Annotated in this window: 28 protein-coding genes; 15 read left to right on the top strand and 13 right to left on the bottom strand. The window is 71.4% G+C overall.

What is annotated here, in order from left to right:
• Nucleotides 1–19 precede the first annotated feature (19 nt).
• Both ACOWU6_RS01465 and ACOWU6_RS01470 read left to right on the top strand, forming a co-directional pair.
• Nucleotides 20–2,260 (top strand): carbon starvation CstA family protein, encoded by a 2,241-nt coding sequence (locus ACOWU6_RS01465; RefSeq protein ID WP_421074466.1) that lies wholly within the window; start codon nucleotides 20–22, stop codon nucleotides 2,258–2,260.
• Complete coding sequence (locus tag ACOWU6_RS01470) at nucleotides 2,260–2,466, top strand: YbdD/YjiX family protein (RefSeq protein WP_271173767.1); 207 nt, start codon at nucleotides 2,260–2,262, stop codon at nucleotides 2,464–2,466. Before ACOWU6_RS01465 ends, ACOWU6_RS01470 begins: the two co-directional genes overlap by 1 nt.
• Before the next feature lie 60 nt (nucleotides 2,467–2,526).
• Here ACOWU6_RS01470 and ACOWU6_RS01475 read toward each other — a convergent pair whose 3' ends face one another.
• From ACOWU6_RS01475 to xseA, 6 genes are all read right to left on the bottom strand, one after another.
• Complete coding sequence (locus ACOWU6_RS01475; protein WP_421074467.1) at nucleotides 2,527–4,935, bottom strand: PhoX family protein; 2,409 nt, start codon at nucleotides 4,933–4,935, stop codon at nucleotides 2,527–2,529.
• 197 nt (nucleotides 4,936–5,132) lie between these two features.
• The gene (locus tag ACOWU6_RS01480; protein WP_271173766.1) at nucleotides 5,133–6,527 is read right to left on the bottom strand and encodes a class II fumarate hydratase; all 1,395 of its coding nucleotides are present in this window, start codon (nucleotides 6,525–6,527) and stop codon (nucleotides 5,133–5,135) included.
• A 19-nt stretch (nucleotides 6,528–6,546) separates the two neighbouring features.
• Complete coding sequence (locus ACOWU6_RS01485) at nucleotides 6,547–7,197, bottom strand: carbonic anhydrase (RefSeq protein ID WP_271173765.1); 651 nt, start codon at nucleotides 7,195–7,197, stop codon at nucleotides 6,547–6,549.
• The gene (locus ACOWU6_RS01490; protein ID WP_421074468.1) at nucleotides 7,194–7,841 is read right to left on the bottom strand and encodes a DUF4245 family protein; all 648 of its coding nucleotides are present in this window, start codon (nucleotides 7,839–7,841) and stop codon (nucleotides 7,194–7,196) included. Before ACOWU6_RS01490 ends, ACOWU6_RS01485 begins: the two co-directional genes overlap by 4 nt.
• Nucleotides 7,841–8,065 carry an exodeoxyribonuclease VII small subunit gene (locus tag ACOWU6_RS01495; protein ID WP_421074469.1) on the bottom strand — a complete coding sequence of 75 codons (225 nt, stop codon included), beginning with the start codon at nucleotides 8,063–8,065 and terminating at the stop codon, nucleotides 7,841–7,843. The genes ACOWU6_RS01490 and ACOWU6_RS01495 overlap by 1 nt, the downstream gene beginning before the upstream one ends.
• A gap of 12 nt (nucleotides 8,066–8,077) precedes the next feature.
• Complete coding sequence (xseA, locus tag ACOWU6_RS01500) at nucleotides 8,078–9,370, bottom strand: exodeoxyribonuclease VII large subunit (protein ID WP_421074470.1); 1,293 nt, start codon at nucleotides 9,368–9,370, stop codon at nucleotides 8,078–8,080.
• Nucleotides 9,371–9,442: 72 nt separating this feature from the next.
• Between xseA and ACOWU6_RS01505 the strand changes: the two genes are divergently transcribed.
• On the top strand, nucleotides 9,443–10,504 hold the full coding sequence (locus ACOWU6_RS01505) for a 4-hydroxy-3-methylbut-2-enyl diphosphate reductase (RefSeq protein ID WP_421074471.1): 1,062 nt from the start codon (nucleotides 9,443–9,445) through the stop codon (nucleotides 10,502–10,504).
• Entirely contained in the window at nucleotides 10,501–11,043 is a 543-nt protein-coding gene (locus ACOWU6_RS01510; protein WP_324014423.1) for a DUF6264 family protein, read from the top strand. The genes ACOWU6_RS01505 and ACOWU6_RS01510 overlap by 4 nt, the downstream gene beginning before the upstream one ends.
• 59 nt (nucleotides 11,044–11,102) lie before the next feature.
• Here ACOWU6_RS01510 and fbaA read toward each other — a convergent pair whose 3' ends face one another.
• The gene (gene fbaA / locus ACOWU6_RS01515; protein WP_282979568.1) at nucleotides 11,103–12,131 is read right to left on the bottom strand and encodes a class II fructose-bisphosphate aldolase; all 1,029 of its coding nucleotides are present in this window, start codon (nucleotides 12,129–12,131) and stop codon (nucleotides 11,103–11,105) included.
• Between the two features lie 179 nt (nucleotides 12,132–12,310).
• Here fbaA and glpX point away from each other — a divergent pair, with 179 nt between their 5' ends.
• Both glpX and ACOWU6_RS01525 read left to right on the top strand, forming a co-directional pair.
• Complete coding sequence (gene glpX, locus ACOWU6_RS01520; protein ID WP_271173758.1) at nucleotides 12,311–13,315, top strand: class II fructose-bisphosphatase; 1,005 nt, start codon at nucleotides 12,311–12,313, stop codon at nucleotides 13,313–13,315.
• A 120-nt stretch (nucleotides 13,316–13,435) separates the two neighbouring features.
• Complete coding sequence (locus ACOWU6_RS01525; RefSeq protein ID WP_271173757.1) at nucleotides 13,436–13,657, top strand: UDP-N-acetylmuramyl pentapeptide phosphotransferase; 222 nt, start codon at nucleotides 13,436–13,438, stop codon at nucleotides 13,655–13,657.
• A gap of 31 nt (nucleotides 13,658–13,688) precedes the next feature.
• Here the strand turns inward: ACOWU6_RS01525 and ACOWU6_RS01530 are convergent, their stop codons facing one another.
• Nucleotides 13,689–14,273, bottom strand: a complete 585-nt coding sequence (locus ACOWU6_RS01530; RefSeq protein ID WP_282979567.1) for a 3'-5' exonuclease — start codon at nucleotides 14,271–14,273, stop codon at nucleotides 13,689–13,691.
• A 104-nt stretch (nucleotides 14,274–14,377) separates the two neighbouring features.
• Here ACOWU6_RS01530 and ACOWU6_RS01535 point away from each other — a divergent pair, with 104 nt between their 5' ends.
• Genes ACOWU6_RS01535 through ACOWU6_RS01545 form a run of 3 tightly spaced genes read left to right on the top strand, consistent with a single transcriptional unit; the run spans nucleotide 14,378 to nucleotide 17,741 of the window.
• Complete coding sequence (locus ACOWU6_RS01535) at nucleotides 14,378–14,998, top strand: TetR/AcrR family transcriptional regulator (RefSeq protein ID WP_282979565.1); 621 nt, start codon at nucleotides 14,378–14,380, stop codon at nucleotides 14,996–14,998.
• Complete coding sequence (locus tag ACOWU6_RS01540) at nucleotides 14,995–15,852, top strand: hypothetical protein (RefSeq protein WP_421074472.1); 858 nt, start codon at nucleotides 14,995–14,997, stop codon at nucleotides 15,850–15,852. Before ACOWU6_RS01535 ends, ACOWU6_RS01540 begins: the two co-directional genes overlap by 4 nt.
• Nucleotides 15,849–17,741 (top strand): YhgE/Pip family protein, encoded by a 1,893-nt coding sequence (locus tag ACOWU6_RS01545; protein ID WP_421074473.1) that lies wholly within the window; start codon nucleotides 15,849–15,851, stop codon nucleotides 17,739–17,741. The genes ACOWU6_RS01540 and ACOWU6_RS01545 overlap by 4 nt, the downstream gene beginning before the upstream one ends.
• Here ACOWU6_RS01545 and ACOWU6_RS01550 read toward each other — a convergent pair.
• Nucleotides 17,731–18,807: an FUSC family protein gene (locus ACOWU6_RS01550; RefSeq protein WP_421074474.1), complete on the bottom strand. Its 1,077-nt coding sequence runs from the start codon at nucleotides 18,805–18,807 to the stop codon at nucleotides 17,731–17,733. The two genes, ACOWU6_RS01545 and ACOWU6_RS01550, sit on opposite strands and share 11 nt — an antisense overlap.
• 111 nt (nucleotides 18,808–18,918) lie before the next feature.
• Here ACOWU6_RS01550 and ychF point away from each other — a divergent pair, with 111 nt between their 5' ends.
• From ychF to ACOWU6_RS01565, 3 genes are read left to right on the top strand one after another with little or no spacing between them, the layout of a single operon-like run.
• A complete protein-coding gene (ychF, locus tag ACOWU6_RS01555) occupies nucleotides 18,919–19,992 on the top strand; it encodes a redox-regulated ATPase YchF (RefSeq protein ID WP_282979560.1) in 1,074 nt (357 codons plus the stop codon).
• Between the two features lie 56 nt (nucleotides 19,993–20,048).
• Nucleotides 20,049–20,606, top strand: a complete 558-nt coding sequence (locus tag ACOWU6_RS01560) for a putative immunity protein (protein ID WP_421074475.1) — start codon at nucleotides 20,049–20,051, stop codon at nucleotides 20,604–20,606.
• Nucleotides 20,590–21,300 (top strand): nucleotidyltransferase domain-containing protein, encoded by a 711-nt coding sequence (locus ACOWU6_RS01565; RefSeq protein ID WP_421074476.1) that lies wholly within the window; start codon nucleotides 20,590–20,592, stop codon nucleotides 21,298–21,300. The genes ACOWU6_RS01560 and ACOWU6_RS01565 overlap by 17 nt, the downstream gene beginning before the upstream one ends.
• A 14-nt stretch (nucleotides 21,301–21,314) precedes the next feature.
• Here the strand turns inward: ACOWU6_RS01565 and ACOWU6_RS01570 are convergent, their stop codons facing one another.
• Both ACOWU6_RS01570 and ACOWU6_RS01575 read right to left on the bottom strand, forming a co-directional pair.
• Nucleotides 21,315–22,223: an alpha/beta hydrolase gene (locus ACOWU6_RS01570; RefSeq protein ID WP_421074477.1), complete on the bottom strand. Its 909-nt coding sequence runs from the start codon at nucleotides 22,221–22,223 to the stop codon at nucleotides 21,315–21,317.
• A 103-nt stretch (nucleotides 22,224–22,326) separates the two neighbouring features.
• Entirely contained in the window at nucleotides 22,327–22,743 is a 417-nt protein-coding gene (locus ACOWU6_RS01575) for a VOC family protein (protein WP_421074478.1), read from the bottom strand.
• Nucleotides 22,744–22,849: 106 nt separating this feature from the next.
• Between ACOWU6_RS01575 and ACOWU6_RS01580 the strand changes: the two genes are divergently transcribed.
• Complete coding sequence (locus ACOWU6_RS01580) at nucleotides 22,850–23,821, top strand: helix-turn-helix transcriptional regulator (RefSeq protein ID WP_421074479.1); 972 nt, start codon at nucleotides 22,850–22,852, stop codon at nucleotides 23,819–23,821.
• A 96-nt stretch (nucleotides 23,822–23,917) separates the two neighbouring features.
• Here ACOWU6_RS01580 and ACOWU6_RS01585 read toward each other — a convergent pair whose 3' ends face one another.
• Nucleotides 23,918–24,352, bottom strand: a complete 435-nt coding sequence (locus ACOWU6_RS01585; protein WP_421074480.1) for a MarR family winged helix-turn-helix transcriptional regulator — start codon at nucleotides 24,350–24,352, stop codon at nucleotides 23,918–23,920.
• 98 nt (nucleotides 24,353–24,450) lie between these two features.
• On the opposite strand from ACOWU6_RS01585, the gene ACOWU6_RS01590 reads away from it, so the two are divergent.
• Nucleotides 24,451–25,011, top strand: coding sequence for an NAD(P)H oxidoreductase (locus ACOWU6_RS01590; RefSeq protein ID WP_421074481.1), 561 nt, complete (start codon nucleotides 24,451–24,453; stop codon nucleotides 25,009–25,011).
• A 57-nt stretch (nucleotides 25,012–25,068) separates the two neighbouring features.
• Here ACOWU6_RS01590 and ACOWU6_RS01595 read toward each other — a convergent pair whose 3' ends face one another.
• Nucleotides 25,069–25,572: a carboxymuconolactone decarboxylase family protein gene (locus tag ACOWU6_RS01595; RefSeq protein WP_421074482.1), complete on the bottom strand. Its 504-nt coding sequence runs from the start codon at nucleotides 25,570–25,572 to the stop codon at nucleotides 25,069–25,071.
• An 88-nt stretch (nucleotides 25,573–25,660) separates the two neighbouring features.
• On the opposite strand from ACOWU6_RS01595, the gene ACOWU6_RS01600 reads away from it, so the two are divergent.
• Nucleotides 25,661–26,530, top strand: coding sequence for a sigma-70 family RNA polymerase sigma factor (locus ACOWU6_RS01600; protein ID WP_421074483.1), 870 nt, complete (start codon nucleotides 25,661–25,663; stop codon nucleotides 26,528–26,530).
• Nucleotides 26,531–26,576 lie beyond the last annotated feature (46 nt).

Consider the following 26,576-nt stretch of genomic DNA (forward strand, 5'->3'; position numbering starts at 1 on the left):
AGACGAAGGAGTCACGGCCATGGCACAGGACCCAGCCCCGCGCATCGCCCCCGAGACCGAGGCGTCGCCGCCCGTCGCCGTTCCGGACGACCGCCGCTGGACGCCGCTGCGCATCGTGATCTGGGCGGCCATCGCCCTCCTCGGCGGTGTCGCATGGACCATGCTCGCGATCGTGCGCGGCGAGACGGTGAACGCGATCTGGTTCGTCTTCGCCGCCGTGTGCACGTACCTCGTGTTCTACCGGTTCTACGCGAAGTACATCGAGCGGAAGATCGTGCGCCCGGATGACCGTCGCGCGACGCCCGCGGAGTACCGGTCGGACGGCAAGGACTTCGTCCCCACCGACCGCGTCGTGCTGTTCGGCCACCACTTCGCCGCGATCGCCGGCGCAGGGCCCCTCGTGGGCCCCGTCCTCGCGGCCCAGATGGGATACCTCCCCGGCACCATCTGGATCATCGTGGGCGTCGTCCTGGCCGGCGCGGTGCAGGACTACCTCGTGATGTTCTTCTCGATGCGCCGCGGCGGCCGCTCGCTCGGCCAGATGGCGAAGGATGAGCTGGGCCGCTTCGGCGGCGCCGCGGCCATCCTCGCGACGCTCCTCATCATGATCATCATCACGGCCATCCTCGCGCTCATCGTCGTGAACGCCCTCGGCGAGAGCCCGTGGGGCGTGTTCTCGGTCGCCATGACCATCCCGATCGCGCTGTTCATGGGCGCGTACCTCCGCTGGATCCGCCCGGGCCGCATCCTCGAGGTCTCGATCATCGGGTTCGTCCTCCTCATGGCGGCCATCGTCGGCGGCGGCGCGATCGCGGCGACCGAGTGGGGGCAGGCCCTCTTCCACCTCGACCGCGTGACGGTCGCGTGGGCCATCATCGTGTACGGCTTCGTCGCCGCCGTCCTGCCCGTGTGGATGCTGCTCGCGCCGCGGGACTACCTCTCGACCTTCATGAAGGTGGGCGTGATCGTCGCGCTCGCGGTCGCGATCGTCTTCGTGCGCCCCGAGATCTCGGTGCCGGCGTTCAGCGAGTTCGCGAGCGGCGAGACGGGGCCGGTATGGAGCGGGCCGCTGTTCCCGTTCCTCTTCGTCACGATCGCCTGCGGCGCCCTCTCGGGCTTCCACGCGCTCATCTCGTCGGGCACGACGCCGAAGATGATCGAGAAGGAGAAGCAGACGCGCTTCATCGGCTACGGCGGCATGCTCATGGAGTCGTTCGTCGCGGTCATGGCTCTCGTCGCCGCCGTCTCGATCGACCGCGGCATCTACTTCGCGATGAACTCCTCGGCGGCGGCCACTCTCGGCACGGTCGAAGGGGCGGTGGCCTGGGTGAACGGGCTCGGGCTGACCGGCGTCTCGCTCACGCCGGACGCGCTCACCACCATGGCCCAGCTCGTGGGGGAGGAGTCGATCGTGTCGCGCACGGGCGGCGCCCCGACCCTCGCCGTCGGGCTCGCGCTCATCATGGGCCAGTGGATCGGCGGCAGCGGCATGATGTCGTTCTGGTACCACTTCGCGATCATGTTCGAGGCGCTGTTCATCCTCACGGCGGTGGATGCCGGCACGCGCGTCGCACGGTTCATGCTCCAGGATTCGATCGGGAACGTCATCCCGCGGTTCCGCGACACGTCGTGGCGGCTCGGAGCGTGGATCTGCACGGCGATCATGGTCGCCGGCTGGGGAGCGGTGCTCATCATGGGCGTGACGGATCCGCTCGGCGGCATTAACACGCTCTTCCCGCTGTTCGGCATCGCCAACCAGCTGCTCGCCGCGATCGCCCTCGCGGTCGTGCTCACGATCGTCGCGCGGCGACGGACCTTCGGGGCGCTCTGGATCGTGGCGCTCCCGCTCGCGTTCGTCACGGTCGTGACGACGGTCGCGTCGCTGCACAAGATCTTCTCGAGCGTGCCGGCGGTCGGCTACTGGGCGCAGCACGCCGCATTCCGCGAGGCGCTCGCCGCGGGGGAGACCTCGTTCGGCACCGCGCCGAGCGTCGCGGCGATGGAGGCGGTCGTGCGCAACACGGCGATCCAGGGGACGCTCTCGATCATCTTCCTCGTGCTGACGCTCATCGTGCTCATTGCGGCGATCGTCCGCGTCGTGCAGGCGCTGCGGTCGACCGAGACGATCGACAACGAGGACGCGCCCGTCCCGTCGCGCCGGTTCGCCCCGGCAGGGCTCATCCCCACGGCGGCGGAGCGGGCCGCGCAGCGCGAGTGGGATGCCCTGCCCGCGGAGCGCCGCCCCTCGCGAGGGCACTGATGGCCATCCGACTGCTTGCGCCGCTGGCCGCCGTGGGCAGCGTGTGCGCGCGCTTCGTCTCGGGGATGACCGGGCAGTCGCGGTACGCGGCGTACCTCGCGCACGAGCGAGAGCGCCATCCCGACCGCGAGCCGCTCACCGAGCGGGAGTTCTGGCGCGAGATCCACCGCGCGCAGGACCTCGATCCCGGCGGGCGCTGCTGCTGACAGCCGAGAGGGCCGGTCGGCGAGGGATCTCCTCGCCGACCGGCCCTCTCGCGTGACCGGTCAGACCTCGTCGGTCGTCTCGGACGGCTGCTGCCCGTTCTCGCGCTTGCGGCGGGCGAGGAACGCCAGGCCCGCGGTCGCGAGCGCGCCGGCGCCCGCGAGCAGGCCGCCCACGACGCCGCCGCCCGTGGGCGACAGCGGGGCGTCGGGGCCCGGCGAGGGCGCGGCACTCTGCGACGGCGACGGGACCGGCGTCTGCGACGGAGCCTGCGTGGGCGCCTGGGTCGGGGTCGCCGTGGGGCTCGCGCTCGGCGTCGTCGTGGGCGTCGGAGTCGACGTCGCGGTGGGCGTCGGCTCAGGCGTCGCGGTGGGCTCCGCCGTCGGCGTGGGCGTCGGCGACGGCGCGGCCACGGGCATCACCTGGACGACCGTCGGTCGGGGGCCGGCGAACGTCCCGCCGCCGGCGCCCGAGAGCGGGGCCTGCTTCATGCTGTCCGGGAACGTCGAGGTCTGCTCCTCGAACGAGCCGTCCTCACCCGGGTGCTGCACCGACACGAACACGTGCCATTCGTCGTCGTGGATGACGGGGCCGCAGGTCTCGGCCTCACGCGGCACCGACAGGAACTGCTCGACTCGGCCGCGCTGGTCGCCCTCGAGGCCGACGCGGAAGAGGCCGTCGTTGAACCCGATCGTGCTGGGCGCGCCGTCCGTCGAGATCCAGAGGTTGCCCGCCGTGTCGAAGGCGAGGTTGTCGGGGCACGAGATGGGCGAGACCTCGTCGACCGGGAAGCCGGAGAAGTACGCCGAGCCGTTGCGCGCGGGGTCGCCCGCGACGAGGAGCAGCGTCCAGCCGAAGGTGCGCGCGGTCTGGTCGCCGCCATCCTCGGTGATCTCGATGATGTGCCCGTCGCGGTTCTCGGTGCGCGGGTTGACCTCGTCGGGTCCGGCCTTGCCCTCCGTGCCGCGGTCGCTGTTGTTCGTGCACGCGACGTAGACACGGCCGCTCGTCGGATGCGGCTGGACGTCCTCGGGACGGTCCATCTTCGTGGCGCCCGCGCGGTCGGCCGCGAGGCGCGTGTGCACGAGCACCTCCTCCACGCTCATCCCGTCGACGGCCGATGCGCCGTCGACGACGAGGGGGAGCCACTCGCCCGAGCCGCCGAAGCCGCCGTCGGAGGGCAGCGTGCCCGAGCCGTCGATCTCGGTCGCGGGCGAGTCGCCCGAGAAGCGCGCGACGAAGAGGTCGCCGTTCTCGAGCAGCGTCATGTTGTGCGCGCGGTCGCCCTCCACGTACGTGTCGCGGGAGACGAACTTGTAGAGGTAGTCGAAGCGCTCGTCGTCGCCCGTGTACGCCACGACCCTGCCGTTCGCGGCGACGATGACGTTCGCGCCCTCGTGCTTCAGGCGGCCGAGAGACGTGTGCTTGCGCGGCGTCGAGGACGGGTCGGTCGGGTCGATCTCGACGATCCACCCGAACCGGTTGGGCTCGTTCTCATAGCCGGGGGTGCGCGCGTCGAACCGCGGGTCGACGTTCTCCCAGCCGCGCGCGGTCTCCTCGTCGGGGAGGCCGTAGCGCTGCTCGGCCTCCGAGAGGCCGGACGAGCGGAAGTAGCCGTCGAAGTTCTCCTCGCCGCTGAGGATGGTGCCCCACGGGGTCGTGCCGCCCGAGCAGTTGCCGAAGGTGCCGAGGACGGTCCTGCCCTCCGGATCGGCGACCGTGCGCAGGAGCTCGCTGCCTGCGGCGGGCCCGGTGAACGCGTAGGGAGTGTCGTCGAGGAAGCGGCGGTTGAGGGCTCCGCCCACGACGGGCGTCCACGGCGCGGTCTCGCTCGTGCGCGTGAGCTCGACGACGCTGAGACCGTGCGCCTTGAGTCCGACGCGGCGCACGCGCTCCACGTCGCCCTCGAGCTGCTCGGCGGGGAACATCACGTTCTCGTTCGTGTACTCGTGGTTCACGAAGAGGATGGCCGTGGTGGCCGAGGTGCGGATGATGTCGGTGTAGTCGACGTTGTAGCCGAACTGCCGGGCCTGGGCCTCGGGCGTCTGGTTGAGGGCGTCGAAGGCGGGGCTGTCGGCGAAGAGCGGGTCGCCCCAGCGGATGATGGGGGTCCAGTCGAATCCCTCCGGGACGACGAAGCTGTCGACCGTGTACGCAACGGGGTCGATCGGAGCGAAGCCGAAGGCGCCGGTCTCGCCCACGGCGGCGTAGGCGGCGCCGGTCGACGCGGCGGCGCGCTGACCGGCCAGCGACGGCGCCAGCACGATCGCGGCGGCGCCGGCCGCACCGAGGCCGAGGAGAGCGCGGCGGGAGAGCTGGGCGTCGACGATGTCGCGGAAGTAGCCGTTGCCGGACGTGTTGCACACGCCCTTCGCACAGGCGTTGGCGCACTTGAGGTGGCAGGTGACGGCGCTTCGCTTGCCCTTGACGTGCTGCGCCATGGGAAGCGTGCGGCCCAGGTTGATGACCATGTTCGACTGTCTCCTTCTCGCGGGCGGGGGAATCCCTTGTCGATCAGGCCCCGGAGAGCCCTCGCCACCACCTCACCGATGCCGGGTGTCCGGCAGGTGAAGCGGCGGCGAACGCCGGCTGACGCCCCGGGCACGGCTCGCATGCAGAGGGCCCGGGCGGACGATCGTCCACCCGGGCCCTGAGAGCGGGCTCCGCGTCAGCCCGCGTGCGTCATCGAGAGCAGGTCGAGCTTCTCGTCGAGCTGCTCCTCCGTGATCTCGCCGCGCTCGACGTAGCCGAGGTCGATCACGGCCTCGCGGACCGTGATGCCCTTCGCCACGGAGTGCTTGGCGATCTTCGCCGCCGCCTCGTAGCCGATCACCTTGTTGAGCGGCGTCACGATCGACGGCGACATGCCCGCGAAGGCGGCCGCGCGCTCGACGTTCGCCTCGAGACCCGCGATCGTCTTGTCGGCGAGCACGCGCGAGGCGTTGGCGAGGAGGCGGATCGACTCGAGCAGCGCGGTCCCCATGACCGGGATCGCCACGTTGAGCTCGAAGGCGCCCGACGCGCCGGCCCACGCGATCGTCGCGTCGTTGCCGATGACGCGCGCGCAGACCATGAGGGTGGCCTCGGGCACGACGGGGTTCACCTTGCCGGGCATGATCGACGAACCGGGCTGGAGGTCGGGGATGTGGAGCTCGCCGAGCCCGGTGTTCGGCCCCGAGCCCATCCAGCGCAGGTCGTTGTTGATCTTCGTGAGCGAGACGGCGATCGTGCGGAGCGCGCCCGAGGCCTCGACGAGCCCGTCGCGGTTCGCCTGCGCCTCGAAGTGGTCCTTCGCCTCGGTGATGGGCAGGCCGGTCTCGGCCGCGAGCAGCGCGATGACCTTCTGCGGGAAGCCGAGCGGCGTGTTGATGCCGGTGCCGACCGCGGTGCCGCCCAGCGGGACCTCCGCGACGCGGGGGAGCGACGCCTCGACGCGCTCGATGCCGAGCCGCATCTGGCGGGCGTATCCGCCGAACTCCTGGCCGAGCGTCACGGGCGTCGCGTCCATGAGGTGCGTGCGGCCGGACTTGACGACCGACTTCCACGCCTCGGCCTTCTCCTCGAAGGCCTTCGCGAGGTGGTCGAGCGCGGGCACGAGGTCGGTGATGAGCGCCTCGGTGACGGCGACGTGCACCGACGTCGGGAAGACGTCGTTCGACGACTGCGAGGCATTGACGTGGTCGTTGGGGTGCACGGGCGAGCCGAGGCGGTCGGACGCGAGCGTCGACAGGACCTCGTTCATGTTCATGTTCGACGACGTGCCCGACCCGGTCTGGTAGGTGTCGACGGGGAACTGGTCGTCGTGGGCGCCGGTGGCGACCTCGTCGGCCGCGGCCGCGATGGCGTCGGCGATCGCGCCGTCGAGCGTCCCGAGCTCCTTGTTGGCGAGGGCCGCCGCCTTCTTTATGCGCGCGAGCGCGGCGATCTGGCGCGACTCCAGGCCCTTGCCCGAGATGGGGAAGTTCTCCACGGCGCGCTGCGTCTGCGCGCGGTAGAGGGCGGTCGCGGGGACGCGCACCTCGCCCATGGTGTCGTGCTCGATGCGGTACTCGATCTCGGTCACTTCCTTGTTCCCTCCGGGTTCAGGCGGCCGCGTCGGTCGCGACGCCCATGGTGACGTGGGGCACCGCGGTGCCCTCGGCCAGTCGGTAGTTGGCTCCCACGATGCCGAGACGGCCCTCCGCGACGGCGCGGGAGATCAGCTCGGACGACTGCAGGATCCAGTCGATCGTGTCGCGCACGTGCAGGCGGCCGACGAGCTCGGCATCGACGGTCGCGGGGGTCGCGCCGTCCGACTCGCGCAGCGCCGCGTGCACCGCGGGCACGATCGGCGAGATCTGACGCCAGATGTGCGGGGGCAGAACGGGTGCGTCGGGCCCCGTGCTGTCGATCGCGGCGCGGACCGCGCCGCACGAGTCGTGCCCGAGCACGACGAGGAGCGGCACGCCGAGCACCTCGACGGCGTACTCGAGGGAGCCGACGATCGACTCTCCGGGGACCTGGCCGGCGTTGCGCACGACGAACAGGTCGCCGAGGCCCAGGTCGAAGATGATCTCGGCCGCCAGCCGCGAGTCGGAGCATCCGAAGAGGGTGGCGAGGGGCGTCTGCCCCGCCGCGAGCTCGTGACGACGGCGGACATCCTGGTGGGGGTGCGCGGGCGTGCCCGCCACGAACCGGGAGTTGCCGGCCTGCATCTTCTCCCACGCCTCGGCGGGGGTGAGGTTCTCGCTCATTCGGGTGTCCCTTCTGCGGTCGCGAGTGCGTCGATCTGGTCGGCCACGAGCGCGGCGAGATCGGCGGCGACCTCGGGCTCGGAGGATCCGTACACGAGGACGTGGTCGGCGCCGGCCTGGGTGCCCAGCGCGTACGACACGTTGGCGTTCGCCTCGGGGTCGGAGATCTCGTACACGTCCCAGCGGACGCCGTCGATCGTGACGGTATCGGTCGGCGCCGCCCCGCCCAGGACCCGCGCGGCCCAGGTCTCGTCGGCGTCGAAGCCCTGGCTCAGTCGGAGGAAGCCGGTCTGGGTCGGAACGTACGCGATGCTCCACGTCGTGACGTCGCCGTTCTCGAGCCGTGCCGAGTTCACGCGCCAGTCGTCCGGGGCGTCGGGGACGATCGCGTCGTGGCCCGTCGTCTCCTCGGCATCGGCGGCGATCGCCGCCACGTTGATGGGCGCAGGCTCCGGGGCCTCGCCGCGCGGCACGCCCCACACGATGACGGCCACGACGGCGAGCGAGACGACGAGCGCGACGATGAGGTTGCGGAACGTCTGGCTGCCGCGGTAGATGCGCGAGCTCTCGGCCTTCCGTGCGGCGATCTCGTCGGGCGTCTCGGGGCGGCCGAGGTGTGCGGCGATGCGCGGCTCGCGCGCCATCAGTCCTCGCCCCCCGCGGCGCGCGCGGCCTCGAGACGGCGCTTCGCCCCGAGCAGCCACTCCTCGCACCGCGCCGCGAGCGCCTCGCCGCGTTCCCAGAGCGCGAGGGACTGCTCGAGGGTGGGCGCGCCCTGCTCGAGCTCGGACACGACGCGGACGAGCTCGTCCCGCGCCTGTTCGAACGAGAGGGACGCGACGTCGGCGGGGGGAGCCTGTTCGGTCATAGCGGTTCCATCCTACGAGGAGGCGGGCGCGGCGCCCGCGTCGAGCGGTCCGCCCGAGGTCGCCGACACGGCGCCGTGCTCGAGGGTGAGCACGAGCCGCGCGCCACGGGGCGCGTCCTGCGCGGACCGGAGGATGGCGCCATCCTCGGCCTGCGCGATCGCGTAGCCCCGTGCGAGCGTCGACTGCGGCGAGAGGGCGCGCAGCGACGCCCGCAGCTCCGCGGTGCGGCGCTCGCCGTCGTGGATGCGCCGCTGGGCGATGTCGCGCCCTCGCGCCACGAGGAGGAAGACGTCCTGCTCGCGCGTCTCGACGAGGCGCTCGGGCGCGCGCAGGACGGGGCGCGAGCGGATGTGCTCGAGCTGCGCGATGTCGTGCTGGAGGCGATGCTGCAGCCGTGTCGCGAGACGCGACCGCAGCTGCGCGACCAGCGCCCGCTGCTCGCCGACGTCGGGGACGACGCGCTTCGCGGCGTCGGTGGGCGTCGAGGCGCGCAGGTCGGCGACGTCGTCGAGCAGCGGATGGTCGTTCTCGTGGCCGATCGCGCTCACGACCGGGGTCCGCGCGGCCGCGACCGCGCGGACGAGGCGCTCGTCGCTGAACCCGAGGAGGGTCTGCGGATCGCCGCCGCCGCGGGCGATGATGATGACGTCGATGTGCGGATCCGCATCGAGCGCGCTGAGCGCCTGGAGGATCTCGGGCACGCTGCGCTCGCCCTGCACAGCGGCGTGGATCGTGCGGATGTCGACGTGCGGCCACCGCAGCTCGGCGTTGCGCAGGACGTCCTTCTCGGCATCCGAGCGCTCGCCCGTGATCAGCCCGATGCCGTGGGGCAGGAAGGGGAGCGGCTTCTTCCGGGCGGGGTCGAAGAGCCCCTCGGCGCGCAGCTGCGCGCGGAGCCTCTCGAGACGCTCGAGCTGCTCGCCGAGGCCCACGTGGCGCATCGAGGTGACCTGGAAGGAGAGGTCGCCGCCCTTCGGGTAGTAATCGGCCTTGACGCACGCGATCACGTGGTCGCCGACCTTCAGATCGGCCGGGGTGCGCGCGCGGACGCTGGACCACATCCGGATCGAGATCTGCGCATCCGATCGGAGGTCCTTCAGGCGGCCGAACACGGCGCCGCCGCGCACGTTCCACGAGGTGATCTCGCCCTCGACCCACACGGCACCCCAGCGGTCGATGAAGCCCTTGATCGTCTGATTCAGGCGCGCGATCGAGGTCGGCGCATCCGGCTTCGAGTCGCGCGGGGCGACGGAATCGGCGGGGGGCTGCTCGCCCTCGGCGGGCTCCGGCTGGAACGTCGTCATGATCTCCTCGCGGCGCACTCCTCGGACGGCGGCACCCTGCCTGTCCCCAGGGGGCGCACGTAGGATCGGAGCATGAGCTCGACCGCCATCCATCTGCCCGTGCCCCGCGTGCCGGGCAGGAGCGTGCGCCTTCAGGATAACCCCGTGCCCGGACGCAAGCGGGTGCTGCTCGCGGCGCCGCGGGGCTACTGCGCGGGCGTCGACCGCGCCGTGATCACGGTCGAGAAGGCGCTCGAGCGCTACGGGTCGCCCGTCTACGTGCGCAAGCAGATCGTGCACAACATCCACGTGGTGCGCGAGCTCGAGGCGAAGGGCGCCGTCTTCGTCGAGGAGGTCGACGAGGTGCCAGAGGGCGCGCACGTCGTGTTCAGCGCGCACGGGGTCTCGCCCGCCGTCGTGAGCGCCGCGTCGGACCGGGGCCTCCAGGCCATCGACGCCACGTGCCCGCTCGTCACCAAGGTGCACCGCGAGGCCGTGCGCTTCGCCCGCGACGACTTCCACATCCTGCTCGTGGGCCACGAGGGCCACGAGGAGGTCGAGGGCACCGCGGGAGAGGCGCCCGAGAACGTCACGATCGTGAACTCGCCCGACGAGGCCGACACGATCGAGGTCGAGGATCCGTCGAAGCTCGTGTGGCTCTCGCAGACCACGCTCTCGGTGGACGAGACGATGGAGACGGTCAACCGCCTGCGCGCGCGCTTCCCCGAGCTGCACAACCCGCCGTCCGACGACATCTGCTACGCGACGCAGAACCGCCAGGTCGCGATCAAGAAGGTCGCGGCCGGAGCCGATCTCGTGATCGTCGTCGGCTCGGCGAACTCGTCGAACAGCGTGCGCCTCGTCGAGGTCGCCCTCCAGCACGGCGCGAAGGCCGCCTACCGGGTCGACTACGCGAGCGAGGTCCGGCAGGAGTGGCTCGACGGCGTCGAGACCGTGGGCGTGACGAGCGGCGCCTCCGTGCCCGAGGTGCTCGTCCAGGAGGTGCTCGACGCGCTCGCGGGCGCCGGCTACCGCGATGTCGAGGAGGTGCGGACGGCGGAGGAGGACCTCATGTTCTCGCTGCCCAAGGAGCTCCGCCAGGATCCGTCGGGTCGCCGCGACGCCCGTGCCGTGGGAGGCCGAGGCCGCGCATGACCGAGCCCCGCGACGACGCGCGGCCGCAGCCGCGGTTCGGGCAGTACGCCACGCCTGAGGAGCAGCGCGCGCGCATGGGGCTCCCCTCCGCTCCCGAGACCCGCGCGCCGGTTCCCGCGGCCCCCGTCGCGCCGCCGTCTGCCGACGCCGCGCCCCTCCTGTCGGGCGGGCGCCTGGTGGACCGCGCGGCGACCGTCGCGATGCTCGTCTTCGGAATCGTCAGCGTCATCCAGTCGATTCCGCTCGTGCTCGACACCACGCGCCTGCTCGAGACGATGGGACTCGACGTCGAGCTCGCCGACCCGGCCGGCGTGCGGATCTGGGGCGTGGCGGCCGTGATCGTGCTGACGCTCGGATGGATGGCGACCGCGCTCCTGTCATGGCGCGTCGCACGGCGCGGGCGCCTCACCTTCTGGGTGCCGATCGCCGGCGCTGTCGTCTTCAACCTGCTCGCGAGCATCGTCGTCGTGATCCCTCTCGTGAGCGATCCCGCCGTCGGGGATGCCGTGCTGCGGATGCAGGAGTCGTTCGGCTCCTAGCTCCGAGACGACGAAGCCCGGCGCCGCACGGCGCCGGGCTTCGTCGTCTGGAAGCGCTGTCAGCTCTGCGACTTGCCGAACGAGCCGAGCTGGCGGGTCGACTCCACGACGCGCGCGGCCATCGCCGACTCGGCGACCTTGCCCCACGCGCGCGGGTCGTACTGCTTCTTGTTGCCGACCTCGCCGTCGACCTTCAGGACGCCGTCGTAGTTCGAGAACATGTAGCCCGCGATCGAGCGCGTGAACGCGTACTGCGTGTCGGTGTCGATGTTCATCTTGACGACGCCGTTCGCGACCGCGAGCGCGATCTCCTCGTCGGTCGAGCCGCTGCCGCCGTGGAAGACGAGGTCGAGCGGCTTCTCGCCCGTGCCGAAGCGCGCCTGGATGCCCTCCTGGATCTCGCCGAGGAGCTCGGGGCGGAGCTTGACGCCGCCCGGCTTGTAGACGCCGTGCACGTTGCCGAAGGTCAGGGCGGCGATGTAGCGGCCCTGCTCGCCGAGGCCGAGCGCCTCGACGGCCTTCGTGACATCCGCGACCGTCGTGTAGAGCGCCTCGTTCGAGCCCTCGTGCGCGACGCCGTCCTCCTCGCCGCCGACGACGCCGACCTCGATCTCGAGGATCGCGTTGATGTTCTTCATGCGGGGGAGGAGGTCCGCCGCGATCTGGATGTTCTCGTCGAGCGGCACGGCCGAGCCGTCCCACATGTGCGAGTTGAAGAGCGGCTCGCCGCCGTTCTTCACGAGCTCCTCCGAGTACTCCAGGAGCGGGAGCACGAAGCCGGGGAGAGCGTCCTTCGGGCAGTGGTCGGTGTGCACGCCGACCGTGATGGGGTAGTTCTTGGCGACCTCGCGGACGTACTGCGCCATGGCGATCGCGCCGGTCGCGCGGCCCTTGACGGTGTGCCCGGCGAAGTAGTCGGCTCCGCCGGTCGTGACCTGGAGGATGCCGTCGGAGCCGGCCTCGGTCAGGCCCTGGAGCACGGCGTTGATCGTCTGCGAGCTCGACACGTTGAACGCGGGGTAGGCGAAGCCGCCCGCCTTCGCGCGGTCGAACATCTCTGCATACTGATCCGGGGTGGCGACGGGCATTGCGGTGCTCCTTCGAATGGCGAGGTGAGTGCAGTCTCAGCCTAGCGAAGGCCGGATCTGCTCCGAGGACGGCGGCAATCGCGCGCGATCCTCACGATCCGGAAAGAAACGCAGTTCCTTCGATCTGGAGCGCGCGAAGAACCCCGATCTGCGCCATCCGCTGCCGCTACTCTCTCAGCATGACTGCCGACACGCACGAGATCACGAGCGCCGACGACCTCATCCCGCTCCACCCCGACCGCAACATCGCGCTCGAGCTCGTGCGCGCGACGGAGGCCGCAGCGATCCGCTCGGTCCCGTTCATCGGCCGCGGCGCGAAGGAGGCCGCCGACGGCGCGGCGGTCGACGCGATGCGCGCGTTCCTCGCGACCGTCGACTTCGACGGCGTCATCGTGATCGGTGAGGGCGAGAAGGACAACGCGCCGATGCTCTTCAACGGCGAGCACGTGGGCACGGGGCGCGGTCGCTCGTACGACATCGCGGTCGACCCGATCGACGGCACCTCGCTGACGGCGGCCGGGCGCAACAACGCGCTCTCCGTGATCGCGCTCTCCGACCGCGGCACGATGCTCGACGCGTCGAGCGTCTTCTACATGGACAAGCTCGTCACCGGCCCGGCGGGCGTCGGCGTCGTGGACATCCGCCTGCCGATCGCCGAGAACATCCGCCTCCTCGCGAAGGCCCTCGACAAGCCCGTCGAGGAGATGGTCGTGTCGGTGCTCAACCGTCCGCGCCACGAGCAGCTCATCGAGGACATCCGCGCGACGGGTGCGGGAACGCGCCTCATGAGCGACGGCGACGTCGCGGGCGGCATCAACGCGGCCCGCCACGATGCGCGCACCGACATGTGCGTCGGGATCGGCGGCAGCCCGGAGGGCATCGTCACGGCGTGCGCGATCAAGGCCCTCGGCGGGCACATCCAGGGCCGCCTCTGGCCGCGCGACGACGACGAGGCGCAGAAGGGCATCGACGCGGGCCTCAAGATGGACCACGTCTACGAGGCGGATGACCTCGTCGCCGGGAGCAACACGATCTTCGTCGCGACCGGTGTGACCGACGGCGCGCTCGTCGAGGGCGTGCGCCGCAAGGACGGCTACGTCTACACCGAGAGCGTCGTGCTCCGCGGGCACTCTGGCACGCTGCGCCGCATCTCGTCGGACCACCTCGAGTCGAAGTGGTTCTGATCCCCTGAGCGCGGTCCGCCGCGTTCGTGATGTGTCTGTGACCGCCTCTCAGCCGACTTCGGCGACAATGGAGATGGCGCAGGAGGACTCAGCGCGTCACGGGAGGGGTGGACCGAGATCATGGCAGTGCACGAGACCGTTCAGCAGACCGTGCGGGAACCCGACGTCCGGACGGGCGCGCAGGCAGTCGTCGCCGCCGCGAAGGATCCGGCGCGCCGCCCCGATGTCCTCTTCCGCGTTCGCCGCGCGCCGGACCAGGAGGCGAGCCCCTGGTGGCACATCGGCGCGTTCGTGGTCACCTCGGCGGCGGTCGTCGCCCTGCTGAGCTTCCTGCCCGGCTGACTCCCGCCATCCGCACCGGCGGGTGGGCGACTCAGCCCACCGGCTCGGCGACGAGCAGCGTCGCGATGGCGATGCCCGCCGACTGCGCGAGAGCCTCGACATCGTCCACGCCGAATCGGCGCGCCGCGTCGATGACGATGTGCGCGGATGCCAGGGCGTCCGCGCCCGCGTCATGGTGCGCGAAGCCGGAGAAGCCGGCCGCGGCCGCCGCGCTCGGCAGCTTGTAGGACGGGAGATCGTACGTCTTCCGCGCGAGCTGGAGGCTGCACAGCGATCGCCAGGGTGGGCAGACGACGCCCGTGGCCGCCGACGCGCGCCCGAGCACGCCCATGTCGAAGGTCGCGCTGTGCGCGACGAGGATGTCGTCACCCGCGAAGTCGCGCAGATCGTCGAACTGCTCGGCCCATTCGGGCGCCCCGACCACGTCGTCGGCGTGGATCCCGTGGATCGTCGAGTTGAAGGCGAAGAACTCGTCGAAGCCCGCAGGCGGCCGGATCAGCCACGAGGCGCGAGCGGCGATCTCGCCGCCCCTCACGCGAGCGAGACCGACCTGGCATGCGGACTCCGGGCGGGAGTTCGCGGTCTCGAAGTCGATCGCGGTGAAGTCGAGGGGCATCCGTCCAGTCTCTCCGAACGTTCCTGGGAGCGCGGACCGCGGCGCGCCTGTGAGTACTCCGAAATAACTTGCACACCGTTGTGCAGATTACTACCGTGAAGGTCATGGACGAGACCGCACCGCCCCGTGGCCGTCGCCGCGACGCGCTCGAGAACAGGGAAGCCCTGCTCGAGGCCGCCGCGCGCCTGCTCCGACGCGATCCCGAGGCATCGATCGACGCCGTCGCCGCCGAGGCGGGTCTGAGTCGGCGCGCCCTCTACGGCCACTTCCCCTCGCGGGACGCGCTCCTCGGCGAGCTCGTCGAGCGGGGCACCGCGCGCATCGCCTCGGCACTCGCCGACGTCGGCGACCCCGACCCGGCCGCGCACGTCGCTCGGATTGGGATGGCGCTGTGGCAGGAGGTCTCGGACGTCAAGCTCGTCGCGCGCGTGATCGTGCGCGGACCGCTGGAGCGAGCGGCCGCGCGCGGGCTGGAGCCCATCCGCGCGTCCCTCCGCGACGCGGTCGCGCGCGGTGCCGCGTCGGGCTCCTTCCGCTCCGACGCGGACCCGGCGATCGTGGCACGGCTCATCGAGGACTCCGCGCTCGCGGTGCTCGACGAGGTCGTGCGGCGCGGGCTCGGCGACGCCGAGGCGCGGCACCTCGTCGTGGTCACGGCACTCGGCGTCGCCGGGCTGTCCTGGCGCGACGCCGCGGCCGTCGCGATGGCGGTGGGCGCGGCATGAGGATCTCGGCGCGGGGCATCTCGAAGGGCAGCGTGCTGCCGGAGACGACGGTCCACGCCCGCTCGGGCGAGGTCGCCGTCGTCCCCGTCGAGGGCGGACAGCGGCCGAGCGTGCTGTCGCTCATCCTCGGCGGCCGGATGTCGCCCGACTCGGGCGAGGTCGCTCTCGACGGCGCCGCGGACGCGCGAGCGCTGCGGCGCGCGGTCGCGATCGTCGACGCGCCTGACGTGAGCGCCCCCGTCGACGATCTCGCCCTGCACACCGTGCTCCGCGAGGAGCTCGCCTTCTCGGGGGTGCGCGGCACGCGTCGCGCAGCGCGCCGGATGCTCGCCGACGAGGGGCTCGTCGCCTACCGCGACACCGCCATGGGCGAGCTCCCCGCCGAGGTGAGGGGGCGCGTCCTCACCGAGACGGCGGCGCGTCGCCGAGGAGTCGAGGCGCTCGTCATCGTCTCGCCCGACCGCCACGGCGGCGACCCGCGCGGATGGTACGAGGTCGCTCGGTCGTGGGCGGACCGCGGGCTCCTCGTGATCGTGCTCGCCGGCGGCGCATCGGTCGAGGCCGTCGGGGCGCTCATGGCACTCGAGCGCGACGCGCATGCCCAGGTCCACGACGTCGTCCGCGAGCCGGTTGCGGCCGAGACCGCGCCGCTGCCGGTCGCGCCGCCCGTCACCGTCCTGCGTTCCGAGGCCGACGACCCCGTCGAGGGCGAGCGGGAGACCCCCGCTCCGTCCGACACCGCGCCATCCGACACCGCGCCATCCGACATCGCGGACGCGGGGCCATCCGCCGCCGCATCCGTCTGCCCCGACCCGATCGCGTCGCGACCCGACGCGGAGGAGACCGAACGATGACCTTCCTCACCCTCGTGCGCACCGAGCTCAAGCGCCTCACGGCCACGCCGATGGCGAAGCTCGCGCTCGCGGCGCTCATGCTCGTGCCCGTGCTCTACGCCGGCCTCTATCTCTGGGGCAACGACGACCCGTACGGGAACCTCGATCAGGTGCCGGTCGCGCTCGTCGTCGCAGACGAAGGGGCGACGCAGGACGGCGAGACGGTCAACTACGGCGATCAGGTGCGCGACCAGCTCGTCGAGGACGCCGAGATGGACTGGCACGTCACGACGTCGCAGGAGGCCGCAGACGGGATCCGCTCGGGGGAGTACGACTTCATCGTGACGTTCGGGCCGGACTTCTCGCGAGCGCTCACCTCGGCGGCGGGGGATGACCCCGAGCAGGCCGTCGTGGAGGTCACGACGAACGACTCCAACAGCTACCTCGCGGGCACGATCGCGGATCAGGTCGGCGAGAAGGTGCGCTCGAGCCTCACGCAGGAGGTCGGCCGCGAGGCCGCGCAGAAGCTGCTCGACGGGCTCGCGACCGTGCGATCGGGCCTCGTCGACGCCGCAGACGGCGCGCGGGAGCTCGCGGACGGGACGGGCGAGGCGCGGACGGGATCGGCGACGCTCGCGGATGGCGCCGGCACGGCGGCCGACGGCGCCTCGCGGCTCGCGGACGGCCTGACGACGCTGCGCGACTCGACCGCGGCGCTGCCCGACCAGACGCGCCAGCTCAACGACGGCGCGCACCAGGTCGCAGCGGGCAACGCGCAGCTGTCCGCGACGGTTCAGCCGGTCGCGCAGCGCATCGGCGACGCGGTGGCGAACCTCCCGACGGAGGAGGACATCCGGGGCCGCCTGCAGGAGGCCGGCCTCGACGAGACGCAGATCCAGACGGTGCTCGGAATCGTCTCGCCCGTGCGGACGGATCTCGAGAGCGCGAACGCGCAGGTGCAGGATGCCGCCGGCAGCATCCAGGCGCTCGCCGACGGCAGCGCGCAGGTCGCCGAGGGCACGCAGAAGCTCGCGGACGGGATGCCCGCGCTGGTCGACGGGATCTCGAGCGCCCAGACGGGCGCGTCGGACCTGTCGACCGGAGTGCGGCAGCTCGCCGACGGCGCGTCGTCGCTCGCGGACGGCCTCGTCAAGATCGACGACGGCGCCGTGCAGCTGCGTGACGGACTCGCCGACGCTGTCACGCAGATCCCCGACCAGTCAGAGGACGAGCGGAAGACGGCCGCCGCGATGATCGCCGACCCGGTGCACGTGTCGTCGAACGCGATCACGGAGGCGTCGTCGTACGGTGCGGGAATGGCGCCCTTCTTCATCAGCCTCGCGGCATGGATCGGGATCTACGCGCTGTTCCTCATCGTCAAGCCCTACTCGAAGCGCGCGGTCACGGCGCTGCGGCGACCCCTGCCCATCACGCTCGCGGCATGGACGACGCCTGCGGCGCTCGGCATCCTGCAGATGGCTGTCGTGTTCTGCGTCGTCGCATTCGCCCTCGGGTACGCCGTGGCGCAGCCCTGGCCGATGCTCGGGTTCATGGCCCTCACCTCCGCGACCTTCGCTGCGATCATCCTCACGCTGAACGTCCTGCTGGGGAGCGTCGGGCAGTTCCTCGGGCTCGTGCTCATGGTGCTCCAGCTCGTCACGGCGGGCGGGACGTTCCCGTATCAGACGCTGCCGACACCGCTTCGGACGCTGCACGAGGCGCTGCCGATGAGCCATGCGGTCGACGGCATCCGACAGCTCATGTACGGAGGGGACTACGCGCGCGCCTGGGCGGACGCGGGGTTCCTCGGGCTGTGGCTCGTCGGCGCTCTGCTCGCGGCCTTTGTCGTGACCTTCCGGATGACGCGGCGCCGCACGCTGCGCGACCTCCGGCCATCCCTCATCGGGTGATCGGCCGGGCGCTCTCGAGGATGCGCTGGAGGCAGAACCCGACCGTCGCGGCCTCGGGACTCGGAGCCCCGGCGTCGCGCACGGTCGAGAGGTAGCCGGCGACCGTGTCCTCGGCAGCAGACACGAGTTCGTCGGCGTCATCGGACTCGAGGGGCGCCGCGACGAGGTCGGCGCACGCGCGGATCGCCGTGACGAGCGGCTCATGCGCCGTGCGGTCGACCGTGGGCTCGCCGTCGTCCTCGCCACCCGAGCGGAAGAGCGCGTCGCTGAGGTCGCGGATCGAGAACACCGTGTGCTCGAGAGCCCTGCGGCGCCGGTCGTTGACGGCGCGCTCCTCACGGTGGCCGCGCGAGCGCGGGTTGCCGCGGGCGCTCTCGTCGGCATCGAGCACGTCGGCCGCGACCGCGGAGGCGGTGCGACGGAGCCCGCTCACGATCGTGTCGATCTCCTCGCGGGGCCCGGTGCCGCGCTCGAGGAGGTCCGCGAGATCGCGAAGCGACCCTGCCGCGGCATCCCTCAGCTGCGAGAGGCGCCGGCTGGCATACCCGAGGTGCAGCGGCGGCACGATCGCGAGGTTGACCGCGACGCCGACGACGACGCCGAACGCGAGCGTGACGATGTACGAGATCGAGAACTGGTCGGCGTCGGCCCCGCCGAGGAGCAGGACGAACATCCCGGCCATCGCGACCCAGTCGCCGCCCGCCCCGAGGAAGCGCGTGGCCCCCGCGAGGACGCCGACGCCGACCACGCCGCCGAGGGCGACCACGGCCGGACCGCCCGCGTGCACGAGAGCGAGCCCCGCGGCGCCGAGCGCGATGCCGATGCCGACGCCCGCGAGCGTCTGCAGGCCCGTGCGCACCGAGCGCATCAGGGTGGGATACATGCTCACCAGTGCGCCCAGGGGAGCGTAGTAGGAGTACTCGTTCTCGGCGAAGGGCACCCAGGGTGCGAGGTACCACGCGAGACCGCACGCCACCGCCGTCTTGGCGGCGAGGAGGCCGCGCCCCGGCCCCTCGAGCTCCTGGCTGCGGCGCTTGAGCGCCTCCCACCGCGAGCGCCACGTCATGGTCGAGACGGTACCTGTCGCCATGCGCTTGCGGAACGGGTGGACAGCGCCCGTGGTCGTCGTCTATCCGCGGGGCGGCCTCGCAGGCGCCGCGCCCTAGGATGGATGCCCGTGGCTCTCACTATCGGTATCGTCGGCCTGCCCAACGTCGGCAAGTCCACCCTCTTCAACGCCCTGACCAAGAACACGGTGCTCGCGGCGAACTACCCGTTCGCGACGATCGAGCCGAACGTCGGCGTCGTGGAGCTGCCGGACGCGCGCCTGGACCGTCTCGCCGAGATCTTCGGCTCGCAGCGGATCCTCCCGGCGCCGGTGTCGTTCGTCGACATCGCCGGCATCGTGCGCGGGGCGAGCGAGGGCGAGGGCCTCGGCAACCAGTTCCTCGCGAACATCCGCGAGGCCGACGCGATCGCGCAGGTCGTGCGCGGATTCGCCGATACGGATGTCGTGCATGTCGACGGCAAGGTCGATCCGGCGAGCGACATGGAGACGATCAACACCGAGCTCATCCTCGCCGACCTCCAGACCCTCGAGAAGGCGCTGCCGCGTCTCGAGAAGGAGGTCAAGGGGAAGAAGACCGACCCGGCCGTGCACGCCGCCGCCCTCGAGGCGAAGGCCGTGCTCGACACGGGCAAGACGCTGTTCCAGGCTGGCTTCGACGTCGCGCCGATCAAGGAGCTCGGCCTGCTGACGGCCAAGCCGACGCTGTTCGTGTTCAACGTCGACGAGGGCGTCCTCACCGACGCCGAGCGGATGGCGGAGCTCGCGGCGCTCGTCGCGCCCGCCAAGGCCGTGTTCCTCGACGCGAAGGTCGAGTCGGAGCTCATCGACCTCGAGCCGGCCGAGGCGCTCGAGCTGCTCCAGTCGCTCGGCCAGGAGGAGTCGGGGCTCGACCAGCTCGCGCGCGTCGGCTTCGAGACCCTCGGTCTGCAGACCTACCTCACGGCGGGGCCCAAGGAGGCGCGCGCGTGGACCATCCGCAAGGGGTGGACGGCACCGCAGGCCGCCGGGGTCATCCACACCGACTTCGAGCGCGGCTTCATCAAGGCCGAGATCGTCTCGTTCGCCGACCTCGACGAGGCCGGGTCGATGAACGAGGCCAAGGCGAAGGGCCGCGTGCGGATCGAGGGCAAGGACTACGTCATGCAGGACGGCGACGTGGTGGAGTTCCGCTTCAACGTGTAGACGCGGCGTCCTGGGCACTGGCGAGCCTGAGCTTCCGCGTCGGATATCCTCGCCGCGTGGTGTCGAATCAGACATTGAGCGACTCCGACCGGCGCGTGCTGGCGCGGTGGGCGCTGTCCTGCGCTGAGCGGGTGCTCCCGCTGTTCGATGCCGACGACGTGGCGCGAGATGAGATCCTCGATGCCGTCGCCCGCACTCGCGCCTTCAGCGCCGGGGACAGCAGTGCTGGGCAGGAGATCCGAAAGCGCCTCGTCGCTCTGAAAGCGGCACGGGCCGCGACCACTTCCGCCGGAGTGGCGGCCGCTCGCGCCGTCGGCCAGGCGGCGGCTGTCGCCCACATGGCCGCTCACGCGCTGGGCGCGGCGGCGTACGCCGCGAAGGCGGTCTCGCTTGCGCACCCCGAGCAGCCGGAGCTGGTGCAGGAGGAGGTGCGCTGGCAAGTGGCGGACCTCAGCGAGCGCGAGCGTGAGGCGCTGCGTCTGCTTCCGCCCCTCGGCGCCGATCCGTCAGGTCCGCTCGCACCTGGCCTTCTGTCCCGCGGCGTGCTCGGATCCACGATTCGCCAGATCCAAGCGCAGCTCGGCGAGAGTGGCTGTCGTGACGGACGTCGTTGATTGCGCACGAGCATTCGTGCGCGCCGACTACCCGCAGGCGTCTGCGGCGTTCCTCGGGGGGAGCGCTGCGTCCGGGAGAGCGACCGAGACCTCGGACCTGGACATTCTCGTGGTGCTGCCCGGCGAATGGTCGACGACGGCGTTCGTTCAGACCACCACGCACAACGGGCGCTTGGTGGAGGCCTTCGTCTACGGGCCGGACGCGCTGCAGCTCTGGTTGGACAAAGGGCGCGATGATGCTCGTCCCGTTCTGGATCGGCTCATCGGCTCAGGGGTGTCGCTGATCGAAGGCGACATCGCGGACGAACTGGTCTCCGCGTCGCGCGCGACGCTCGCCGCCGGGCCGGCACCCATCGACAGGGATCAGCTTCGAGTGCGCCGCTACAGCCTCTCGGCGCTCGTCGACGATCTGGAGGACGCGGCAGACTCGGGAACCCTCCGTGTGCTCATGGCGACAGCATGGCGGGAGGCGGCTGAGCTGGCCCTGCGCTCGATGCCCGCCTGGGTCGGGACCGGGAAGTGGCTCCTGCGCGAGCTGCGCGCGAACCAGGATCCCTTCGGTCTTGCCGCCTGGGTCGACAGCGGGGCGGATGATCACGCCGCGCTTGCAGGCATGTGCCGCGCAGTGCTCGACTCCGTGGGGGGATACCTGCAGGACGGCTTCATCAGGGGCGAGAAGCCGAGCAGCCTGTAGCGCAGTCGCAGCGCTCAGCGAGACGTCGGCTCAGCGCGCTCCAGCAGACCGTGCATCCTCATCCAGCTCACGAACGAGCCGAACCAGTCCGTGCTGGTCGTCTCCTTCGGATACATGCCGAAGCCGTGGCCGCCTCGCTCATAGAAGTGGAGCTCGACCGGCCGCCCCGCAGCGCGCCAGCTCTCGACGAGGGGAAACCCCCTCGGGTCCATCAGGCCATCGTCCGCGGCGAGCGCGATGAACAGCGGCGGGGCGTCCTCAGGGACGTCGAAGGCCGTGAGCGGGCCGTAGACATCGCCGATGAACGCCGGCTTCGCATCCCCGCCGACAAGGGCCGTTGCGACCGTGAGCATCGCGCCCGCGGAGAAGCCGACCATGCCGACGCGCGCGGGATCGATCATCCACTCGCCCGCGCGGCTTCGCACGAGCGCGAAAGCGGCGCGAGCGTCGGCGATCTGCGCATCCAGACCGCGGAGCGCCGTGGCCGGGTCATGCCGGTCCGACAGGCGCGGTGCGGCCAGCATCGCCCTGATCGCCGCGTCGAAGTCGTCCAGATCCTCTGGAGTCGGCTTGAGACGGTACTTCAGCACGAAGGCGGCGACGCCGCGGCTCGCGAGCGCGCGGGCGACGTCCCACCCCTCGTTCTCCATGGACAGGGACATGAATCCGCCGCCCGGAGCCACGATCACGGCGGTGCCCGTCGCCGTGGCCGGGTCGGGCAGGAACGGCGTGAGCGTGGCGGTGCTGACATTGCGAGCGAACATGCTTCCGTACTGGCTGTGCCACGCCTCGGGTGCTGAAGCCTCCGGCAGCTGTCCCGTCCCGAGTTCGATGGCGTCGGGCTGCTCGGGGATGGGGATCGGCGTCATCCCGTGCTGCGCGGACGCGGCAGGTGCGTCGCCGGAGGCCGAGGTGGTGGTCATGAGCTCTCCGATCGGACGAGGCGCCGGAAGAACGCGGCTTCCGCGCTCGGCGCCGAGCATAGCGCCCGTGGTGGCGTTCCGCTCCGACGGAGGGGGCGCGCCTTCAGCGCTCGGCGCCGACGTCCTTCGTGAAGCGCCGCCGGCCCGCTTCGCTGATCGGCGTGAAGAGGTTGATGAGGTTGCCGTCCGGGTCGCGGACGAGCAGCGACCGGTTGCCCCAGGGCATGTCCGTCGGCGCGTTGACGAACACCTCGACGACGTCCTGAACGGCCCGGTAGGTCGCGTCCACGTCGTCGACGAGGAAGTCCAGCACGACGCTGCGGTTCGCGTGGGCCTCGGCGGCGCCGTCTCCGAGCAGGTGCACGGTCGCGGAGCTGGCGATGGCCAGCGTGCCGGATGGCGTCCGAAGCTCGGCGAACATCGGGTGGAGTCGCTCGGCGGCTGCTCCGGTGATTGCCTCGTAGAACGCGACGAGAGCGTCGACGTCGTCGGTGATGATGCGGGTGGCTGCCAGCTCCATGGCCTTCTCCTTCTGTCCTGTCCGTGGCCGACGCACTCGGCCACAGACGTGACGGTACGAGCAATACCGGGCGAAAGATGTCCTGTATGCGGAGGACAATGGATGGATGGCCGACACGACCGCTCGCGCCCTGCGCCTGCTCGACCTCCTGCAGTCCGCGCATCAGCGCACTGTCGGCGAGCTGGCCGATCGGCTCGGCGTCGATGAGCGGACCATCCGCAGGGACATGGCGCGGCTGGTCGATCTCGGGCTGCCCGTGGAGACGCAGCGGGGGCGCTACGGCGGCTATCGACTGGCGCCGGGCGAGCGGGTCCTCCCGCTCATGTTCAGCGCCGAGGAGGCGGTGGCTGTCTATCTCGGGCTCGTCCGCGCCCAGACGGCGTCGGGTGACCCCGAGATCGCGGCGCAGACGGCCCTCACCAAGATCCGGCGAGCGCTCCCGGCCGCGGAGGCGGAGCGGGTCGACGCCCTTCTCGGTGCGACGATGCGCACCCCTCAGGGCGGTGCCGCTGCTCCCGACCCTGCCATCACGCTCACCCTGGCGGAGGCCGTCGCATCTCGGCAGGCGCTCGATCTCCGGTACGTCAACCGTCACGGCGCGCTCTCCCGACGAGTGGTCCATCCGCATGGCCTGGTGGCGCACGGGGATCGGTGGTATCTCATCGCCTTCGATACGGATCGGGAGGAGGAGCGGACCTTCCGCGTCGACAGGGTTCGGTCAGCTCGATCTCTGCGCGAGACCTTCGCTCCGCCGCGCCGGCCGGATGCCGAGGGCCTGCTCGATCGGTTCGCCGACGCGGACTACCGGTGGGAGGTGGTGCTGCGCATCCGGGCGACCGAGGATCGCATCCGACCTCACCTGCCGCGGAGCGTGGCCCGGCTCGAGCGGCTGGACGACGGAGAGGGTGCGACCGAGGACGGCCTGCCCTGGTATCGGGCGGAGATCCATGCCGAGAGCCTCGACTGGCTGCCGCCCGTGATCGCGGCCCTCGACTGCGAGGTGACGATCGACGGCCCGGACGAGCTGCGCGACCGCGTCCGGGCCGCAGCGGCGAGGATGTCGCGGGCAGCGGGCTGAGCGCTGTCGGGCTGCGAGTCGGGGAGGGGCGGATGGCTCCTGCCGGTGCGACGTGACGAATCCTCGGCCCACGCCGCCGTCTCAGCCCGCGCGGCGTCAGGCCGAGGCTCGTCCGAGTGCCTTGTGCAGGAGCTGGGCCAGCTGGCTCTGCTCGTCAGCGCTGAGTCGGGAGGCGGCTGTCCTCGCGAACGCGAAGCTCTGCTCGAAGGCGGCGTTGAGGCTGTCGCCGGACGGCGTGCGGATGAGCAGTCGAGACCTGCGGTCGTCGGGATTCGCGTGGCGCTCCACCAGTCCTCGCGCCTCGAGTCGGCCGACGATCTGCGTGATGTTCGATGCGTCGCATTCGAGTTCGTCGGCGAGTTCGCGCATCCCGCGCGGGCTGGAGATGCGTCCGAGCACGCACGCCTGGGCGACGCTCATCTCGTGCTGCGCGGCCGCGATCTCATAGGCCCTGTCGTAGGCGTCGACGAAGTCGAACATCGCGCGCTCGGCGTCCGTCGATGCCGGCACGGGTCCTGACGGAGCTGCCATGCGCCGAGCATAACACTTGATCCAATCAAGCAAATGTGCCACGGTAATGCTTGAGCCGATCAAGTATGCGGTGCCACCGCCGAAGGGAGTCGAGATCGATGCACGCGCTCGTCGTCGTCGCACATCCACGCCGTGATTCGCTGACCGCCGCCACGGCGGCGCGCGTTCGGGACACGCTCTTCGCCGAGGGCAGCACGGTGGACGTCCTGGATCTGTATGCGGAGGGCTTCGATCCGTCGCTGCGCACCGCGGACGAGCCCGACTGGGCCGACCACACGAAGGAGTACTCGGCGGAGGTCCGGGCGCACATGGCTCGCATCGCCGCCGCGGACCTCGTTGTCGTCGTCTTCCCCGTGTGGTGGTTCGGTCTGCCTGCGATCGCGAAGGGCTGGGTCGATCGGGTGTGGAACCGGGGGTTCGCCTACGAGCCGTCGACCCTCGACGGCACGCGCATGCTCTGGATCGGCCTGGCCGGCGCCTCGTCGGCGTACTACGCGCGCCACGGATTCGACACGGCCCTCGACGTCCAGCTGCGGGTCGGCATCTCCGAGTTCTGCGGGATCCGCGACGCCCGTGTCCACCTCATCTACGAGACCCTCGAGGAGCCCGACGCGGCGCGCGTGGATGAGATCGTCTCGTCCGCCGCGCTCGCCGCGTAGGGGGATGCGCCGCAGGTCAGGGCCGCGCCGACGTTCACGCGGCGCGGCCCGGCGTGCTCAGCGTCGCCCTGCGGGCTGACGGATGGCTGCGTTGATCCGGTTCCAGACGTTGATCGCGCCGATCTCGAACAGGAGCGCCGAGATCTGGCGAGCGTCGAACAGCTCGGTCACGCGCGACCAGAGCTCGTCCGAGATCGGGTCGTGGTGATCGGCGAGGCGGGTGATCGCCTCCGTGAACTCGAGCGCGACCCGCTCTCGCTCGGTGAAGTACGGCGCATCGCGCCAGGCGGCGACCGAGTGGATCCGCTCGGGCGATGCGCCGTCCTCGCTCATCTCGCGTGCGTGGTCGACCGCGCACCAGCTGCAGCCGTTGATCTGGCTCGCGCGCAGGCAGAGCAGATGCAGGAGGGGCTCGGGCAGTCCTGCCGAGCGGGCGACGCGGTTCAGCCCCGTGAGGGCATCGAGCCCGCCCTCCAGGAGGAAGGCAGGATGGGGCATGCGCGCCTTGTGCGCCACGACGGCGTCGGCGTCGGCGGGGGTGAGCAGAGCGGTGTCGGTCATGGTGGTCTCCTCGTATCGCATCTGTGCTGTCACACCGCCGCGTTTCGGGCGGTCAGTAGAGTGACCCGCCGAACAGAGGGAATGTGACATGACCGATCAGAACGACCTCGCCATCCGCTTCGAGGAGCACCGACCGCGGCTCGCACGGCTCGCCCAGCGCATGCTCGGATCCGCCTCAGACGCCGACGACGCGGTCCAGGAGACGTGGCTTCGCGTGTCACGCGCAGGCGACGATGACGTCGACAACTTCGGCGGCTGGCTCACGACCGTGACATCGCGCGTGTGTCTGAATGCGCTGCGCGCTCGCGCGACCCGCAACGAGATCGCCTACGAACAGGGTCTGCCCGATCCCGTCGTGGACACGGACACTCCGGAGGGCGCTCCGGATGTCGCGGCGCAGCTGTCAGACGCCGTCGGCGCCGCTCTCATGCTCGTCCTCGATCGGCTCAGCCCCGCGGAGCGCGTCGCCTTCGTGCTGCACGACTCCTTCGACGTCCCCTTCGAGCAGATCGCCCAGCTTCTCGAGCGGTCTCCCGCGGCGGTGCGCCAGCTCGCGTCCCGTGCACGGCGTCGTGTGCAGGCGGCGGGAGGAGGTGGCGACGCGGACCCGCGGCGGCAGCGGACCGTGCTCGATGCGTTCTTCGCGGCGGCCCGCTCGGGCGACCTGCCGCGTCTCATCGCCGTGCTCGATCCCGACGTCGTCCTGCGCGCGGACACGGCGACCTCGCCCCTCCGTGTGGTGCGCGGCGCCGAGGCGGTCGCGGGCAACGCGATGATGTTCGCGAACCCCGACGCGCGGCTCGTGCCCGTGCTCGTCGACGGACGGCCGGGCGTCGTCATCGAGGTGGGGGAGCGTGCGGTCTCGGTGATGGCCTTCTCGGTGCTCGGCGAGCGCATCGTCGCCATCGACGCCTACGCGGGGCCTGCTCGTCTCGCGCGAATCGAGCTGCCCCGGTGAGCGCGCGGTCCACTTCGCGCGTCCGGCGAGCCCGGCGCGCTCTCCT

Source organism: Microbacterium sp. SA156 (assembly GCF_049065455.1).
Classification (GTDB): domain Bacteria; phylum Actinomycetota; class Actinomycetes; order Actinomycetales; family Microbacteriaceae; genus Microbacterium; species Microbacterium barkeri.